The sequence below is a fragment of the Bradyrhizobium sp. USDA 4538 genome, from assembly GCF_024171045.1.
Lineage (GTDB): Bacteria > Pseudomonadota > Alphaproteobacteria > Rhizobiales > Xanthobacteraceae > Bradyrhizobium > Bradyrhizobium australafricanum.
Genome location: NZ_JALJZE010000001.1, coordinates 5,228,190 through 5,245,626, shown reverse-complemented (window position 1 = coordinate 5,245,626; position 17,437 = coordinate 5,228,190). Strand labels below are relative to the sequence as shown.

Genomic DNA, 17,437 nt, shown 5'->3' with positions numbered 1-17,437 from the left:
CAAGAGGAAACGAACATGGATCTGGGGTGGCTGTCCAAGCTGTCCGCCGTCGAACGCAAGACCTTCTTCGCCGCCTTCGGCGGCCTTGCACTCGATTCGATGGACACGACGATCTACGCGCTCGTCACGCCGGCGCTGATCGCAACGCTGAGCCTGTCGCGGCCTGACGCCGGCATTCTGGCTTCCAGCTCGTTGATCGGCACCGCCCTGGGCGGCTGGGTCGCCGGAATTGCCGCGGACCGGTTCGGCCGGGTGCGCGTGCTGCAATTCACCATCCTCTTGGTCGCGGTCTCGACCTTTGCCGCCGCCTTTGCCGACGGCTTCTGGTATCTCTTGGTCGCACGCGCCGTCCAGGGCATGGGCTATGGCGGCGAGGCCGCGGTCGGTGCCGTGCTGGTCGCCGAAGTGGTTTCGGCCGGCATGCGCGGCCGCGTCGCCGCCGCGATCCAGAGCGGATACGCCGTCGGCAATGCGCTGTCGGTGGCGCTGTTTCCCGTCATCTTCGGCTGGCTGTCGCAGAACATGGCCTGGCGCGTGTTCTTCGCGATCGGAATCCTCCCCGCGCTGCTGGTCTTCTTCGTCCGCCGCTTCGTGCCGGAATCCACGATCTTCGTCGAGGAGAAGGCACAGCGCGCCGCCTCGCCGACGCACAGCTTCTGGACCATCTTCACCGGCGAGCATCTGTTCAAGACGCTGGTCGCGACCTTCTTCACCACGGGCACGCTCGGCGCGGCTTATGTGATGATCACCTGGCTGCCGACCTATCTGCAAACCGGGCTGCATCTGCCGGTCACGCACACCGCCGGCTATCTCGCAGTCAACATCTTCGGATCGTTCGTCGGACCGATCGCCTTCGGCCTGATCGCCGACCGCATCGGCCGCCGCAAGGGTTTCATGCTGTTCCTGGTCTGCCAGGCACTGAACGTCGTCGTCTACACCCAGGCGCCGATCGGCCAAGGCATCACCATCATCCTCGGATTCTTCCTCGGCGCGCTGCAGGCCGGCCTCGCCTCCGGCCTGATGCCGACCTTTGCCGAGCTGTTTCCGACCAGCATCCGCGCCAACGGCGCCGGCTTTGCGCTGAGCGCAGGGCGCGGCCTCGGCTCGATCGTGCCGGCGACCGTCGGCATTCTCTCGACGCGAATGCATCTCGGCGACGCAATGGCGATCTGCGCGATCTGCGGCTACACCGCCGCCTTCTGCGCGGCATTGCTGCTGCCCGAGCAGCAGGGCATCGACCTCAGAACAATGGCAGCGGGCGGCGCGCCGGACGGGGCCGAACGCCTGCCGCACGAACGAGAGACCGGACAGCCCAACAACATCCGAAATGGCGTCGCGACCCAATGAACGCCATCGCAATGAACGGGAGGATTTCAGTGACCGCATCTTCTGTCAGCGAGCTCGAACAGCAGACCATCCACCGCGTTTATTGGCGGCTGATCCCGATCCTGTTCGTGATGATGTTCTTCAACTATCTCGACCGTATCAATCTCGGCTATGCCGGGCTGACGATGAACAAGGATCTCGGCCTCAGCCCCGCGATCTTCGGCTTCGCGGCCAGCATCTTCTTCCTCGGCTACATGGTGCTCGAGGTGCCGAGCAACCTGATGCTGCACTGGCTCGGGGCCCGGATCTGGCTGGCGCGCATCCTGATCACCTGGGGCCTCGTCGCCGCGCTGACCGCCTTCGTCTGGGATCCGCTCAGCCTCTATGTGATGCGGTTCGGCCTCGGCGTCGCGGAAGCCGGCTTCATGCCCGGCGTGGTGCTTTACCTCACCTACTGGTTCCCGGCGCGCTATCGCGCCCGCGCGGTGGCGGGATACATCATCGCCGGCTCGTTCTCGGCGGTTTTGGGCGGGCCGATCTCGACCAGCATCATGACCTGGTTCGATGGCACTGCCGGTCTCCACGGCTGGCAATGGATGTTCCTTGCCGAGGGCGTGCCGACCATTCTGCTCGGCCTGTTCACGCTCTATTATCTCACCGACCGCCCGGCCAAGGCGAGCTGGCTCACCAAGGAACAGGCGGCCTGGCTGGAGGGCGAACTCGCCGCCGAGCGGGCCGAGATTGAACAACAGGGGCAGCACAGGTTGATCGAATGCGTGCTCGATATCCGGGTCTGGCTGCTGGCGGCGCTGTTCGGCTGCGCACTGGTCGGGATCTACGGGCTCTTGCTGTGGCTGCCGCAGATCATCAAGGGCATGGGCAATCTCAGCAACATCCAGGTCGGCTTCCTCTCGGCAATCCCGCCGCTGCTCGGCGTCATCGGCACCATCGTGGTCAGTCGCAGCTCGGACAAGACCGGCGATCGCAAGTTTCATCTCGCGGCGGTCTATCTGCTGGCCGCGGTCGCGATGCTCGGCAGCGCCTATGTCGCGAGCCCGGTGCTGGCCTTCGCGTTCCTGTGCATCGTCGGCTTCAGCCTCAATGCCGGCAACCCGCTGTTCTGGAGCATCAATGCCTCGCTGCTGACGGGCGCGGCCGGCGCCGCCTCGATCGCGCTGGTCAACACGCTGGCGCAGTTCGGCGGGCTGATCGGGCCGTGGTGCATCGGGCTGATCAAGGACTCCACCGGAAGCTTCTCCTGGGCGCTGGTCGGGATCGCCGGCTTCCTGCTCGTCGCCTCCGCCATCGCCGCCACCATGCGCGTCAAGCCGCGCGAGACGGAATTGACGGACGCGATCCCGTCATCCGTCGCCCACTGACACCCCTGCCAAGGAAGCAACCATGATCATCGATTGTCACGGCCATTACACCACCGAGCCGGCCAAGCTGCAGATCTTCCGCGACAAGCAGCTCGCGGGCCTCGCCGACAAGTCGCGCCGGCCGCTCACCACCAATCTCGGCATCACCGATGACGAGATCCGCTCCAGCGTCGAGGGCGCGCAGCTTCGCCTGCAAAGGGAGCGCGGCACCGACGTCACCATCTTCTCGCCGCGCGCGGCCGGCATGGCGCATCACGTCGGCAAGGAAGCGACCAGCCGCGAATGGACCACGATCTGCAACGACCTCGTGCACCGGGTCTGCACGCTGTTCCCGCAGAACTTCGTCCCCGTCTGCCAGCTGCCGCAGAGCCCGGGCGTCAAGCCCGCGAACTGCATCGAGGAGCTGGAGCGCTGCGTGACGCAGCTCGGCTTCGTCGGCTGCAATCTCAACCCCGATCCCGCCGGCGGCTATTGGTGCGATCCGCCGCTGACCGACGAATGGTGGTATCCGCTGTATGAGAAGATGGTCGAGCTCGACGTGCCGGCGATGGTCCATGTCTCCTCGTCCTGCAATCCCTGCTTCCACGGCACCGGCGCGCATTACCTCAACGGCGACACCACCGCCTTCATGCAGTTCCTGACCTCGGACCTGTTCAAGCGCTTCCCGACCCTGCGGTTCATCATCCCGCATGGCGGCGGCGCGGTGCCCTATCACTGGGGCCGCTACCGCGGCCTGGCGCAGGACATGAAGCTGCCGCCGCTGTCGGAGCATCTCTTGAAGAACGTGTTCTTCGACACCTGCGTCTATCACTTGCCCGGCATCGAGCTGTTGACCAGGGTGATTCCCGTCGAGAACATCCTGTTCGCGTCGGAAATGGTCGGCGCCGTGCGCGGCATCGATCCTGAAACCGGTCATCACTTCGACGACACCCGGCGCTATATCGACGCGCTGCCGCTGAGCGCGGCGGACAAGGCCAAGATCTTTGAAGGCAATGCCCGCCGCGTCTATCCTCGCCTCAACGCCCATCTCGACCGCCGCGCGCATTGAGCGAAGCGATCGATGTTTACGGCCCCGTCATTGCGAGGAGCGTCGGCGACGAAGCAATCCATCGCTCCGCATCTGCGGAAGCATGGATTGCTTCGCTTCGCTCGCAATGACGGTGATGGTCCTACAAGCAAGATATTTCCGTCGTCCCGATTGCAAACGTACAATCACGCCCAACACACCGGAGAAAACCGATGGCCATAGGATTTGCTATTCACAAGGCGAAGCGGAAAGTGTCGCCCGATCTCGTCGCGCGCTACCGCACCCTGCCGGTCGCCAATATCAGCGATTCGATGTCACGGATCGCGGGCACCAACCGGCTGCGGCCGATGCACGCGGGCGGCTGGCTCGGCGGCCCGGCGCTGACGGTCAAGACCCGGCCCGGCGACAATCTGATGGTCCACAAGGCGATCGACCTGGCCCAGCCCGGCGACGTCATCGTGGTCGATGCCGGCGGCGTGCTGGTCAACGCCATCATCGGCGAGATCATGTCGACGCTGGCCGAGAAGAAGGGCGTCGCGGGCTTCGTGATCGACGGCTCGATCCGCGATGCCGGCGCGATCCGCGCCGGATCATTCCCGGTGTTCGCCGCCGGCGTCGCCCATCGCGGACCCTACAAGGACGGCCCGGGCGAGATCAACTGCGCCGTCTCGATCGACGGCATGATCGTCGAGCCCGGCGATCTCGTCGTGGCCGACGACGACGGCGTGCTCTGCGTGCCCTATGACGACGCCGAGGCGATCTGCAAGCTGACCGAGGCCAAGAAGGCGACCGAGGAAAAGGCCATCCAGCAAATCCTCGCCGGCACCAGCGACCGCCGCTGGGTCGACGAGGCCCTGCTGCGCCTCGGCTGCGAGTTCAAGGACTAGACGATCGGCGGTCCCAAAAGGCGGCGATGCCCACCTTTTGGGCAGCAATTTGCGCCAAGTCGGCCGGAATCATCCGGCCCCTATTGGGCTCACGTGCCCGTCCATCAAAATCGGGAATTTTTCCCGATTACAGTTGGAAAAGAATCCCGGCCTTCCGGGACTGATGTTGTTTGCCAAAGCCACGCCGCTCCCGCAGTCTCCGAGCCAAGGTTCGTTGGGGATCAAGCCGAACCGCGGCTTAGGGGTGGGCGTCATGGCTGGTGCGTTGTTGCGTGCGGCAACACGGTCTTTGTCTTCTTCGGTCTATACGCACGGCGCTGCGGCCGTGCTGGCCGTTATTGGCTCTGCACTGCCATCGACTGTCCTGCATGCTCAGACGGCCGATCCGGCCCCCACCGAACTGCCGCCCGTCAACGTGATTGCGCCCACACCGCTGGCCGGCACCCGCAGCGCAAGGCCGGCGGCACGGCCGGTGGTTCGGACCACGCGAACCGCGCGAACCCGAACCGGACCTGTTGCTCCGGCAGCGGGACCCGATGTCGGCACCGCTGCACCCAGCCCCTCCGACCGCGACTCCACCCTGATTGATCGCGACAAGGTCCCGTCCAACACCGCGGTGATGACGACGCAGGATTTCAGCCACAACTACTCGACTAACTTCCTCGATGCTGTGAACCGCAAGCTGCCCGGCGTCACGCTCGGCGACCAGACCGGCAATCCGTTCCAGCGCAATCTCGACTACCGCGGCTTTACCGCCTCGCCGGTCCAGGGCACGCCGCAGGGCATCGCGGTCTATCAGAACGGCGTGCGCATCAACGAATCCTGGGGCGACGTGGTCAACTGGGATTTCATCCCGGAAAAGGCCATCGACAGCGTCGCATTGTTTCCCAACAATCCGGTGTTCGGCCTCAACGCGATCGGCGGCGCGCTGAGCATCCAGATGAAGAACGGCTTCACCTATCAGGGCTCCGAGGCTGAACTGTTCGGCGGCTCTTACGGGCGCGTGCAGGGCAGCGTGCAGGCCGGCGGCCAGAGGGACAACATCTCCGCCTACGCTGCGTTCGAATCCGCGTATGATCGCGGCTGGCGCGACTACGCCAATTCGTCGCACATCAACCGCATGTATGTGGACGTTGGCGCACGCAGCGACGACACCGAATTTCATGTCAATTTCACCGGCGCCAGCAACCTGCTCGGCAACGTCGCAGCGACGCCGGTGCAGATGCTTAATCAGCGCTGGTCGAGCGTCTACACCTGGCCGCAGACGACGCTGCTTCAGCTCGCCTTCGTCAACGCCACGCTGAACCATAATTTCTCGGATACCTGGTCCTTCCAGGGCAATGCCTATTTCCGCGGCTTCCGGCAGACCCATGTCGACGGCAACGGCACCGACGTGCATGCCTGCGACGCGGGAGACAGTTTGTGCATCGGCGACGACCTGCCGATTTTCGGTCCGGCGGGAGGTCCCTCGGTTCCGAACACGCTGGGCAACGCCTTCCTTGGCGAAGTCGACCGCAACCGGGCCGCGACCAACAGCTTCGGCGGCACAGCCCAGCTGACCAACTCGGACAAGCTGTTCGGACACGACAACCACGTTGTGATGGGCGTCAGTGTCGACCACGGCAACACGAAATTCACGGCGACCAGCGAGCTCGGAACCATCGATCCGAACAACCTGTTCGTGACCGGCACCGGCATCTTCATCAACCAGCCCGATGCCGGTCTCGCCCCGGTCGACCTGCGCGCAACCAACACCTACACCGGCGTATATCTCACCGATACCTTCGACGTGACGAACAGGTTCTCGGTCACTGCTGGTGGACGATTCAACTATGCCCAGATCGATCTGCAGGACCAGACCGGGACAAATGACCAGCTCAACAGCAGCAACCGATTCCAGCGCCTCAACCCGGTGATCGGCGGCACCTACAAGATCACGCCGAACCTCACCGTTTATGCCGGCTATTCAGAGGCCAACCGCGCGCCGACGCCGCTCGAGCTCGGCTGCTCCGATCCGGCCCGCCCCTGCGTCATCGATTCCTTCCTGGTGTCCGATCCGCCGCTCAAGCAGGTGGTGTCGCACACTATCGAGGCCGGCTTCCGCGGCACCTGGGGCAACGATGCTAGGACCGGCATGCTGAGCTGGGGCCTCGGCGCGTTCCACACTCTGTCCGACGACGATATCATCCGGGTGCAGAGCCCCATCGGCACAGGTAATTTCGGCTATTTCCAGAATGCGGGGCAGACCCTGCGGCAGGGCATCGAAGCCAAGCTCGACTACCGCGTCAATCGCTGGAACGCCTATGCCAACTACACCTTCATCGACGCGACCTATCGAAGCGCAAACACGTTGCCGGCTCCCGACAACCCGAACGCCCTGACCGACCCGAACAACGATGACGTCCGGTTCATCAACGTCAAGCCGGGCGACCAAATCCCGGGCATTCCGGCGCACCGCTTCAAGGCAGGTGTCGAGTACCTCGCCACCGACGCATGGAAGGTCGGCGCCGACATCAACGTGGTCGGCAGCCAATGGCTGATCGGCGACGACACCAACCAGAGCCAGAAGGTCCCGGCCTACGCGGTCGTGAACCTGCACACCTCCTACAAGATCACGCCGAATATCGAGGTGTTCGGCCTGATCAACAACGTCTTCAACCAGCATTATTATCTCGGCGGCGCGTTCTACGAGACCGGCGGCTTCGCCAGCGCCGGAGCTGCGCCCAACCTGATGGCGCAGCTGACCGATCCGCGCACCTTCGTGCCCGGCATGCCGCTCGCGGCCTATGCCGGCATCAGGGCGAAGTTCTAAAGCGCGATGAGATTAGGTTGAATCGTCATCGCGCTTTAGCTCTTTGTTTGAGCATGATCTTTTCGGAAAACCGCTTCGCACTTTTCCGGATCATGCTTTAGGGCAATTCCTGGAAGACGCTACGCCACCGTCCCGCCGTCGACCGGCATCGCGATGCCGGTGACGAACGACGCCTTGTCCGACAGCAGGAACACCGCGACCTCCGCGATCTCCTCGGGACGCGCGGCGCGGCCCATCGGATTGCGGGTGACCGCGGCCTTGATCAGCTCCTCTGGATCGGCCTCGTTGTGGCCCGGCTGGTCCGGCCGGTTGACGAACACCCGCAGCATCGGCGTGTCGATCGCACCGGGGCAGATCGCGTTGACGCGGACGCCGTCCTTGGCGTGGCGCTTGGCGAGCGCGCGCGCCAGCCCGATCACGCCGGCCTTGGCCGCCGAATAGGTCGGACTCCACGGCGAGCCGACCAGGCCCGAGGTCGATGCAGTGAACAGGATGCTGCCCTGCCGCCGTGCGGTCATCTGGCCGAGCGCCGCGTTGGTGGTGATCAGCTGCGAGCGCAGGTTGAGATCGACGCTGAGATCCCAGCCTTCCAGATCGTCGATCACGGACGGACCGGGAATGCCGAGGTGATTCCACACGCAGTCGAGCGCTCCAAATTCCTTCACGGTCGCCGTGACGATGTCGCGCGCAAAGCCGTCGTCGCGCAGATCGCCGGTCAGCGCCAGCGCGCGCCCGCCGCCCTTTTTGATCTCGTCGACCACCGCCTTCGCGCCAGCCTCGTTCTGGTCGACCACCGCGACCGCCGCGCCCTCGCGCGCGAGGATGCGTGCCCCGGCGCGGCCCGCGCCGGATGCCGCGGCGGTGACGAGTGCGATCTTGCCCTGCATGTCCATGTTTCGATCCTGACTGTGCCCGTGACTTCGAGCCTTCTTGGGTTCTGAAGTTTTGGTTGAATCAGGACCGCGGCGCTGCCGTCTTGCGCTGACGCGCTAAAGCATGATTCGGAAAAGTGCGAAGCGGTTTTCCGAAAAGATCATGCTCAAACAAAGAGCTAAAGCGCGATAACGATTCAGCCTAATCTCATCGCGCTTCAGCGCCCGCCGAACAGGACCGGAGACTGGCCGGGCAGCAGCTGCGAATGAATGTCGCTGTCCATCCGCTCCGCCCCTTGCTGGGTGAAGCTCGCGCCGAAGGACAGGCTGAGATTCGAAGTCGGCCGGAACTCGAGTCCCGCGCGCGCCGAATAGCCGGCGTTGACACCGGGATTGCCGCTGAACGGCGCCAGCGGCCCGCCGGCACCGGGCGGATTGTATTTCAGGGTGTCGAAGCCGGCGAAGAAGGTCACGGGCGTATTACCGACACCCCTGAAATTGTAGCCGAACTGCGCGCCCTGATATTCCAGCGAGCCGAACGCCGCCGATTGGCCGAGCGCGTTCCAGCCGACGCGACCGCCTTCGCTGCCGGCGAACCAGCCGTCGGGCCGGCCGTTCAGATACGAGAAATCGCCGCCTCGCGCGCCGGCGGCGTCAAAGCTCGGAAAGTTTCCGTAGGTATCTGCCTTCTGGCCGTCGGCGAGACTGCCGCCGAAGCCGAACAGCGAGCCCGGCGTCCAGTAGCGCACCGGGCCGGCTTGGGCATTGGCCTGCTGCTGGCCGCTCAGGCACAGCGCCAACACTGCGATTGCGGGGCCGAGTTTGCTTACCAAAGTGGTCATCAGATTACCGTCACGAGCACCGAGATTATACGTCCCGACGACCGGGAACGCCAGCCTGCGCCCCTACTCCACCGCGAGCAGCTTCTGCTTCAGCAAATCCGTCAACCAGTCGGCAAACACCTGCAGCCGCCGCGACAGATGCTGACGGTGCGGATAGAGCAAGGTCATCGGCATCGGCGCGGCGCGGTGCCGCGGCATCAGCTCGACGAGCTCTCCGGCATCGAGGTGCCGCTTCACGTCGTAGGCGGGAATCTGGATCAGGCCGAGGCCGGCGAGGCAGCAGGCGATATAGGCCTCGGCGCTGTTGACGGTGACGCGGCCGCGCATCGCGATGCTGCGCGTTGCGCCCTGCTCGCACCACTCCCATTCCTCGATGCGGCCGGTGGAAGGCGAGGCGTAGTTGACCGCCCAATGCGCGCCGAGATCGTCGGGCGTTCGCGGCGTGCCGTGGCACGCGAGATATCCGGGGCTTGCGACATTGATCAGCGTCAGATTGCCGAGCGGCCGCGCGATCAGACCGGAATCGCTGAGCGGGCCGACGCGCACGACGCAATCGGCGGAATCCTCGATCAGGTTGATAGCGCGATCGGTGACGCCGAGATCGATGTTGATCTGCGGATAACGATCAAGGAAAGCCGGCAACGCCGGCGCGATGATCAGGCGGCCGATCCGCCCGGGCACGTCGACCCTGAGCCTGCCGGACGGTTCGGCGGCGGCGTGCCGAAACAGGGTCTCGGCCTCGTCGACATCGGCAACGACGCGCAAGGCTCGTTCGTAAAACGCCGCGCCGTCATGCGTGGGCGACACCTTTCGCGTCGTGCGATGCAGCAGCCGCGCGCCGACGCGCTGCTCCAGTTCTGCGACCGCTGACGAGACCGACGAGCGCGGCACGCCCAGCGTATCGGCCGCCCGCGTAAAACTCGCGCACTCGACGACGCGAGCGAAGATGCGGAACAGGTCGATGCGGTCCAAAATCGTCCCCGATTGTTCGCCATTCCCGACAAGTGATATCAGGATGCATGGCTTTATCGGCAAATTCCAGACGATATTGTCGTCTCCAGAAAGCGGCCGCAGGGCGCGGCCGCGAGACCTGGAGAGGCGAACGCCATGACCGACCACAGCATCAAGGGCAAAACCGTCATCATCGCCGGCGGCGCCAAGAATCTCGGCGGCCTGATCGCGCGCGATCTCGCCGCCCACGGCGCCAGGGCGATCGCGATCCACTACAACAGCGCGGCCACCAAGGCCGATGCCGACGCGACGGTGGCGGCGCTGCAGGCCGCAGGTAGCAAGGCGGTCGCCTTCCAGGCCAATCTCACAACAGTAGGCGCGATGGAGAAGCTGTTCGCCGACGCGGTCGCCGCGATCGGCCGCCCCGACATCGCGATCAACACCGTCGGCAAGGTGCTGAAGAAACCGATGGTCGAGATCTCGGAGGCCGAATATGACGCGATGAGCGCGGTCAACGCCAAGTCCGCGTTCTTCTTCCTCAAGGAGGCCGGCCGCCACGTCAACGACAACGGCAAGATCTGCACGCTGGTGACGTCGCTGCTCGGCGCCTACACGCCGTTCTATGCGGCCTATGCCGGCACCAAGGCGCCGGTCGAGCATTTCACCCGCGCGGCATCGAAGGAGTTCGGCGCGCGCGGCATCTCGGTCACCGCGATCGGCCCGGGTCCGATGGACACGCCGTTCTTCTATCCGGCCGAAGGCGCGGACGCGGTCGCCTACCACAAATCGGCGGCGGCGCTGTCGGGCTTCTCCAGGAACGGGCTCACCGACATCAAGGACATCGTGCCGTGGATCCGCCTGCTGGTGTCGGACGGCTGGTGGATGACCGGCCAGACCATCCTGGTCAACGGCGGCTACACCACGAAGTGAGGGGCGATCTCGGTCGCCTTTACCATTCGAATCGCGTGCCGACACCGACGGATGTCGAGCCCTTCGCATCGACATCCGACTCGACGCGGATATGGCGCGTCACGTCGACATTGGCCGACACTCCTGACTGGCTGGCGCTCGCGCCCGTCCGCACGCCCACGCTCAGCCTGTCGCCGATCGCGCGCGAGGCGCCGACCATCGGACCGCCCGCTCCGGCGCCCACATCCAGATTGTCGACCCCGAGCGAGCGGCGCATGCGGTCCACCGTTCCCTCGCCACCGCTTGCGAACTGAGCCGCGGCCCCTGCGAGCTGCACGGCCTGCGAGGTCGTCAGGCTGCCCGAAGCTTTCTGAAAGAGAATGCGCGACAGGATCTCGTCCTGCGGCAACTCGGGCTGCGAATGGAAGGCGAAGACCGGCGCGGCCGCCGGGCCCGAGATTCCGACCTGCGCGGTGATGTCAGAGGCCTGTATCTCTGCCGCGAAATCGAGCTCGGGCGCGAGATCACCATTGAAGGAGAGATTGCCTTTGGTGAAGGTCAGCGTCTTTCCGAGCACCACCAGCTTGCCCTGATAGAGTGAGAAGGCTCCCTTCGGAACCGGCGCGTTGCTCGTACCGCCGACATGAACGGAGCCGCCGAGTTCCGCGGTTACCCCGCGGCCATGGATGAAGACGTGGTTCGGCGCCGAAACTGTCACGTCCAGCGCGGCGTTGAAGAGCGCCGGACGCTTCTTGTTGCCTTTCGGCGTTTCGGCCTTGCGCGCAGCTGCAAGCCGTACAGCGGCCTGTCCCGAGGCGTTCACATGGTTGATGCCGTCGATCGGCTTCAGCGTCGACGGCAGGCGATCCGGAATATCGACGTTGACGCGAGTCAAGTCGACGCGACCGACGATCCGCGGATCGCGCGCCAGGGCGCCTGTGACGTCGATAGCGAGATTGGCCTGCGCGGTCGCCAGCGCGCTGGAGGCAAGCGTCGCCTGCTGACCGCGAATCAAGACCGTGCCTGGAAAACCTGCATCCGGGGCGACCCGTACCTCACCGGAGCCGGACAACGTACCGCCGTTGGGCGTCACCGCGGTCAGGCGCTCCACGACGATGCGCTCTCCTTCGGCGGTGATTTTCGCCTCGACGGCATCGAGGCGCGTACCGAGCATGCTGTCACGGAAGGTACCTCCGCTCATGGTGGCGACACCGCCGATCTGTGGCCTGGTACGCGTGCCGCCGACACGGGCATCGAGCGTAACGCTGCCGGACACGGTACGGCCGGAGGCGGAAAGCGCGGCATTGGCGATGGCGGCATCGAGGCGGCCCTTCGCGGTCAGCGCGATCGGACTCGTGGCGTCGAGCGGCACCGTGCCCGACGCCGCGATCGCACCGGCTCTTCCCGCGGCAATTGTGGTGTTCAGGCTCGCGCGGCTGCCATCGAGCCGTCCGTCCGCGGCAACGTCGATCGGCGGCAGGCCGGCGCTTCTGGTCTGCGGCGCGGTGAGCTGCTTGACCGCGACCTTGTACTGGCCGGTCGGCGCGCTCATGGAGCCCGCAATGGCCGCTGACGCGTCGAGGGTCCCGCTCAGGCCCAGACCGGGTATCGCGACATCGGCCTCGCCGAGCGGGATCGCGCTGGCCATGGCCTTAAGGTCGAGCACCTGACCGGCTTTGCCGTCCACCGTGAAGCGGCCACGTCCAATCCCGAGCGCCAGATGCTCGATCAACACCGTGCCATCGTCGAGCGTGAAGCCCGCGGGGCCCTGCAGCGCAATCGCTTTGGCGCCACGGCGCGCGGTGAAGCGGTTGAGATCGAACCGCACCCGCTCCCTGGTGGTCAGTGCACCCGCGGCATCGAGATCGAATCCGGCAGCCTTGGCGGACAGGCCGATCGTGCTCGCATCGGCATTGCCCGCGGCCGCCAGCGTGACGTTTGAGACTGTCTGACCGCCGAACTCGGCACCATTGACCTGCGCATCAGCATTGAGCACCGGATGGCTGTAGAGATCGGCGCCATCGGCGCGCAGATCGAAACTGCGGACGGCCGCACCCGCGGCACGGATTCCCGCGCCCTTGCCGGCAAGCCGGATCGACTGTTGGCCGCCATCGGCCGAAGCGGCAAGGTCGAGTGAGGCCGAACCGGCGAGCTCTGTAAGGGCAAGCGGCGAGAGATCGGCGAGCGCCCCGGCTGCGAAGCGAATCTGCCCGCTGGCGAATCTCTGGGCGTCGATCGTTGCTGCCCCCTTCAGGGATACCGATCCGATCGCGATGTCGATGGTCTTTGCGTGCCAACCGGCAGCGGCGGGAGCTGCGCGATCGTCGGGCTCCGACGATCGACGGCTCACCTGAACAATCCCGCGCGCTGGCTTGCCGTCGACGGAGCCGTCGAGCTTGACCTCGACAGCACAGACTCCGTTGATGTCGTTGACCGTCGCGGCGAGCGCCAGATGCGGAATCGGACGCCGCATCGCGGTGGCGCGATCCACCGAGGCCGCGAACGAAACCCCGGGATGTGCGAGCCCGCCGGTCAGGCCGACGTCGACAGCTCCCGCACCGGTGAGGCGCGCATCGGCCGCCGAGAGATCCGGCAGGTCCACACGCGCCGACAGGTCGCTCGAGTCGCGCGTCACTGTTCCTTTGGCGCGAACCGCAACACGGGCACCATCGATCGACGCGTCGCGGACCGTGTAAGTGTCGCGACCATCAGCAGAGATGTCGGCTGCGAGTGCGAGCCGCGCCCCCGCAAGCCCATCGAGCGCCGCAAGTCCCGTCGCAAGCTTCTCGCCGGCACCTGACATTCTGATATCGAAGCTGCCACGCTGTAAATCCGTGTCGAGATCGAGGCCGAACGCCACCGAGCCCTTGAGCTTCAACCCGGCAAGGTCGGCAAAGGCGCCGAGGTCGGGCACGGTTCCGGTTGCCCGGCCATTCAGGCGATCGGCGCTGACATCGCCTGTATAGGTGGCCTGAACCGTTGATGTGCCGATCTCGAGACGCTCGATCCTGGCGCGGCCGCCCAGGTCGGTATCGCCGTGGAGCACGAGCGACGCGGTGTTGCCGATCGCGGCCGCCAAACTCGCGTCGCGTGGCGCGATGCCGGAAGCACGCAGGTTCGCGTCAAGGATGATGCGCGTTGCCGGATCGCCGGCCTCGGCACGAGGAACGGCCGTGATCGAAGCATCAAGCGTCTCGATGTCTCCGTCCGGCAGATGAGCACCCGACAGCGCGAGCTTGACCGATGCTGTGGGAGCCTTGATTGGGCCGTTGACGCGGCTGTCGAAAACGAGGCTGCGGATCGAGCCTTGGTCAGTCTCGGTCACGTCGCCGTTGCTTGGCAAGGAGCGGATCGAAGCCGCAAAATCCACGACCTTGTCGGCTCCGAGCAAACCTTTCGCGTCGAGCCGTGCGAGACGGCTCGTCAGCGTCAGCCCGTCCAGGGCGATGCTGCCGTCGTCACCAAAATGTGTCGTACTGTCGAGATGGGTTTCGCCGGCGAAGACCGGCGCGGCGATCGCCGGCAACAACGGTTCGAGGTGACTGGCAAGGCGCGTTGCGAGCACTCGGGCCGCGCCGTTTCGGTCAAGCGCAATCGTGCCGGTCGCATCGATCGTGGGGCCGGCCTGCAACTTCAGGGCACCGCGAAAGCTGTCGAGCGTGCCCTTGCCGCCCAGTGCGAATGTGACGGGCGGCTCGCCCGGCAGATGGCCGAGCTTCGACATGAGTCCGTGGGCTGGCTCGTCGAGCGTGACGTCGAGGGTAAGCGCATTTCCCTGCGGAACGTAGGCGAGAGCGGCCTTGAAGTGGCCCGGAAAATCCTTGCGGGTGGCATCGAGGTTGAAGACGAGCCCTTCCGAGGGCGAGCCGAGCTCGGTATTGCCGGTCGCCGCGACACTCAAAGCTTCACCCAGAATCGACTGTCCCAGCGTCAGGGCCCGCAGGTCGAAAGCCTTCACCTGCACCTTCACCGGAAGGTCAGGCAGGATCGGCTGATCGGACTCGGCGGCAGGCTGATCGGACGGAAGCGGCTTTCGCTTGATCTCAAGCGTGCCGATCTCGAGACGGTCGATTTCCAGCCGCCCCAGCAACAATGCGCTGCGTCGCCAGACGAGGCGCGCCTTGTCGAGCGTCAGCCAGACACCGTCCTTGTCGGTGATGCTAACGTCGCGGACCGTTGCATCCGAGGACAGCACACCATCGACGGCGCCGACATGGACCTGGGTCGCCGGCGTCGAGAGCGTCCGCGAGACGAGACTGGCTAGCACATCCTGCTGGTTCTCGCCGCTACCGCCCACCATTCGGTAGAGAACGACACCAAGCACCGCGACAGCGATGAGACCCAAGGCCGCGACGGCGGAACCGATAATGAACAGCCGTCGGATGCGCATCAGAAGGCCTGCCCAATGCTGACATAGATCGCGTAACGGCTGTCGCCGGGGCGAGGGTTCAGCGGTGTCGCAACGTCAAGGCGGATCGGGCCGACCGGCGTGAGATAGCGCAAGCCAAGTCCCGCGCCGTAGCCCACATAGTCGTCGAAGCCTGGCAGGGACGATCGGGAGGCGGTGCCAAAGTCGAAGAATGGCACGAGGCCGATGGTGGGAGTGATCCTGACCCGCACCTCGGCGGAGCCCTCGATCAGGCTGCGACCACCGGTGATTTGACCGAACATCATCGGCGAAATGGTGTTGAAGCCGTAACCGCGTACGGATCCGCCGCCGCCAGCGAAGAAGCGATGTGCGTCCGGAATCTGGTCGAGCGGCGCGCCCGCAAGCAAGCCTGCGGCCAACCGACCCGCCAGCACGTAGTCGGCCTGCTCGTCGAGCGCATAATAGGCCGAGCCCGCAACCCGCGCTTCGAACAGATCGATCGTGGAACCCATCAGCTTCGGATAGGCATTGACGGTCGCCGAGAGGCGCACACCGCGCGTGGGGTCGAGCGGATTGTCTGTCGTGTCGTAGCGGCCGGTCGCCGTGAAGCCGATCAATGTCGCATCGACCCGCCCCAGCACGTCCTGCGATTTCGATTGCTCGACCTGGAGACCGGCCTGCAGCGAAGCCGCCTCCGAAAGGCGATGGATCACGCCGAATGTGCCGCGCACCGTGTCGTCAGTGTAACCGCCGAGGTCGTTGTTGCCGACACGCTCGCGGAACGCAGTGGCCTCGATCAGTAGATCGTTGGCCGTACCGAACAAGCCCGGCTTGATGAAGGTGCCGGTAAAGCGTGCGCCGAAATCCGAGCCGCTCAGATTATTGAAGCCGGTGAAGGACGTGCCGTCGATCCGTTGCAAAAGCGAGGCGGACGCTTCGAGCCTCAGGCGCTCGCCGCCGCCGAATATGTTCCGATCCTCGTAGTAGCCAGCAATGCCGGGACCATCGACGGTGGAATATTTCGCCGAGAGGCCCACCGCGTGCCTGGGCCTTTCCGTCAAATCGATGAAGACCGGCAGATTGCCATTCTCATCGAGCTGGTCCGCCTCGCGGACGCGAATTCCCCCGATGGCCGGGATCTTTGCGATCGAGGTTTTCGCCAAGGCGAGCCGCTCTGGCGAATAAGGCTCGCCTTCCCTCAGGTAGACGTGCGTGGCCACCACTCTCGGATCGACGTCTCCGCCCGAGATCGTCACGGCGCCGATGCCGGCCTTGGGGCCCGCTTCGACCCGCAGCCGAAGGTCCATCGCGGCGGCGCCATGATCGACGGTGGCCTTGACGTCGGCGACCTTCGCGAGCGGATGTCCGTTGCTGCGGAACCAGTCGACGAGCTTCACCTGCGCGGCGCGCAGGTCGGCAGAGATCGCGGGATCGCCGGACTTCAGCGCAAACGCGCGGCGCGGCAATCCCTGCGGCGCTTGGTCGCGCGGATAGTCTACATCTACGGCGCGCAGCTTGAACAACGGACCAAGTCGCGCGATGACCTTGACGGGCACAACGGTCCGATTGCGAAAGCTGTCGGCCCGACGCGCCGCCGCGGCCAGCCCGATCTCGTCGAGGGAGATTGGAACTCCATCTATCGTCACATCGATCTGAGCGTTGTAGCGACCAAGCCCCCAAAGGGCATCGAGCAGCGGATTGATATCTGCCTGCAGCCGGCGCGCGAGACCTTCCCCGTCCGGGGGCGGTTCCTGTCGAAGGCGATAGGTGCCGGCGGCATCGCGCAATGCCTGTTCGGCGTCGCTATCGTTCTTGCCCTCCGGCGTCTTGGCTTCGATCTCCAACCGATAGGACAGCGTCGTGGCGCTGACCGGCGGCGGATCGTCGGAACCGAACAGACCAAAGAAGTCGAGCGCGTGAGCCTGCTCGCACAGCGAGCAACCGACGACAGCGACGCACGCTGAACGCAGAACGCGTCGCGCCGCAGCAATGAAATACCTTCGCCTTGCCCGCCCCGGCAAAGGCGGCGGGCATCGTTGCACCACGATTTGCTTGATTGTTCC

Annotated in this window: 12 protein-coding genes; 7 read left to right on the top strand and 5 right to left on the bottom strand. The window is 65.2% G+C overall.

Features of this window, described 5'->3' with window-relative positions:
• The first annotated feature begins 15 nt into the window (after positions 1–15).
• From J2R78_RS23710 to J2R78_RS23690, 5 genes are all read left to right on the top strand, one after another.
• On the top strand, positions 16–1,347 hold the full coding sequence (locus J2R78_RS23710) for an MFS transporter (RefSeq protein WP_253607051.1): 1,332 nt from the start codon (positions 16–18) through the stop codon (positions 1,345–1,347).
• Positions 1,348–1,376: 29 nt separating this feature from the next.
• On the top strand, positions 1,377–2,705 hold the full coding sequence (locus tag J2R78_RS23705; RefSeq protein ID WP_253607050.1) for an MFS transporter: 1,329 nt from the start codon (positions 1,377–1,379) through the stop codon (positions 2,703–2,705).
• A gap of 22 nt (positions 2,706–2,727) precedes the next feature.
• Positions 2,728–3,753 carry an amidohydrolase family protein gene (locus J2R78_RS23700; RefSeq protein WP_253607049.1) on the top strand — a complete coding sequence of 342 codons (1,026 nt, stop codon included), beginning with the start codon at positions 2,728–2,730 and terminating at the stop codon, positions 3,751–3,753.
• A gap of 191 nt (positions 3,754–3,944) precedes the next feature.
• Positions 3,945–4,619, top strand: coding sequence for an RraA family protein (locus tag J2R78_RS23695; RefSeq protein WP_253607048.1), 675 nt, complete (start codon positions 3,945–3,947; stop codon positions 4,617–4,619).
• Between the two features lie 325 nt (positions 4,620–4,944).
• A complete protein-coding gene (locus tag J2R78_RS23690; RefSeq protein ID WP_309145014.1) occupies positions 4,945–7,431 on the top strand; it encodes a TonB-dependent receptor domain-containing protein in 2,487 nt (828 codons plus the stop codon).
• 119 nt (positions 7,432–7,550) lie between these two features.
• Here J2R78_RS23690 and J2R78_RS23685 read toward each other — a convergent pair whose 3' ends face one another.
• From J2R78_RS23685 to J2R78_RS23675, 3 genes are all read right to left on the bottom strand, one after another.
• The gene (locus J2R78_RS23685; protein WP_253607047.1) at positions 7,551–8,324 is read right to left on the bottom strand and encodes an SDR family NAD(P)-dependent oxidoreductase; all 774 of its coding nucleotides are present in this window, start codon (positions 8,322–8,324) and stop codon (positions 7,551–7,553) included.
• Between the two features lie 197 nt (positions 8,325–8,521).
• Positions 8,522–9,145 carry a hypothetical protein gene (locus J2R78_RS23680; protein ID WP_253607046.1) on the bottom strand — a complete coding sequence of 208 codons (624 nt, stop codon included), beginning with the start codon at positions 9,143–9,145 and terminating at the stop codon, positions 8,522–8,524.
• Positions 9,146–9,208: 63 nt separating this feature from the next.
• Positions 9,209–10,117, bottom strand: coding sequence for a LysR family transcriptional regulator (locus J2R78_RS23675; RefSeq protein ID WP_253607045.1), 909 nt, complete (start codon positions 10,115–10,117; stop codon positions 9,209–9,211).
• A gap of 135 nt (positions 10,118–10,252) precedes the next feature.
• On the opposite strand from J2R78_RS23675, the gene J2R78_RS23670 reads away from it, so the two are divergent.
• On the top strand, positions 10,253–11,026 hold the full coding sequence (locus J2R78_RS23670) for an SDR family oxidoreductase (RefSeq protein ID WP_253607044.1): 774 nt from the start codon (positions 10,253–10,255) through the stop codon (positions 11,024–11,026).
• Between the two features lie 19 nt (positions 11,027–11,045).
• Here the strand turns inward: J2R78_RS23670 and J2R78_RS23665 are convergent, their stop codons facing one another.
• Entirely contained in the window at positions 11,046–15,395 is a 4,350-nt protein-coding gene (locus J2R78_RS23665) for a translocation/assembly module TamB domain-containing protein (protein WP_253607043.1), read from the bottom strand.
• Positions 15,395–16,681 (bottom strand): autotransporter assembly complex family protein, encoded by a 1,287-nt coding sequence (locus J2R78_RS23660; protein ID WP_253607042.1) that lies wholly within the window; start codon positions 16,679–16,681, stop codon positions 15,395–15,397. Before J2R78_RS23660 ends, J2R78_RS23665 begins: the two co-directional genes overlap by 1 nt.
• Positions 16,682–16,693: 12 nt before the next feature.
• Here J2R78_RS23660 and J2R78_RS23655 point away from each other — a divergent pair, with 12 nt between their 5' ends.
• A complete protein-coding gene (locus tag J2R78_RS23655; RefSeq protein WP_253607041.1) occupies positions 16,694–17,338 on the top strand; it encodes a hypothetical protein in 645 nt (214 codons plus the stop codon).
• Positions 17,339–17,437: the final 99 nt, after the last annotated feature.

Coding starts and splice junctions, on each gene's coding strand:
- J2R78_RS23680 (WP_253607046.1), bottom strand. CDS start 9,145: ATGACCACTTTGGTAAGCAAACTCGGCCCCGCAATCGCAGTGTTGGCG.
- J2R78_RS23665 (WP_253607043.1), bottom strand. CDS start 15,395: ATGCGCATCCGACGGCTGTTCATTATCGGTTCCGCCGTCGCGGCCTTG.
- J2R78_RS23685 (WP_253607047.1), bottom strand. CDS start 8,324: ATGGACATGCAGGGCAAGATCGCACTCGTCACCGCCGCGGCATCCGGC.
- J2R78_RS23695 (WP_253607048.1), top strand. CDS start 3,945: ATGGCCATAGGATTTGCTATTCACAAGGCGAAGCGGAAAGTGTCGCCC.
- J2R78_RS23710 (WP_253607051.1), top strand. CDS start 16: ATGGATCTGGGGTGGCTGTCCAAGCTGTCCGCCGTCGAACGCAAGACC.
- J2R78_RS23655 (WP_253607041.1), top strand. CDS start 16,694: ATGATCGACGGTGGCCTTGACGTCGGCGACCTTCGCGAGCGGATGTCC.
- J2R78_RS23670 (WP_253607044.1), top strand. CDS start 10,253: ATGACCGACCACAGCATCAAGGGCAAAACCGTCATCATCGCCGGCGGC.
- J2R78_RS23660 (WP_253607042.1), bottom strand. CDS start 16,681: ATGGACCTTCGGCTGCGGGTCGAAGCGGGCCCCAAGGCCGGCATCGGC.
- J2R78_RS23700 (WP_253607049.1), top strand. CDS start 2,728: ATGATCATCGATTGTCACGGCCATTACACCACCGAGCCGGCCAAGCTG.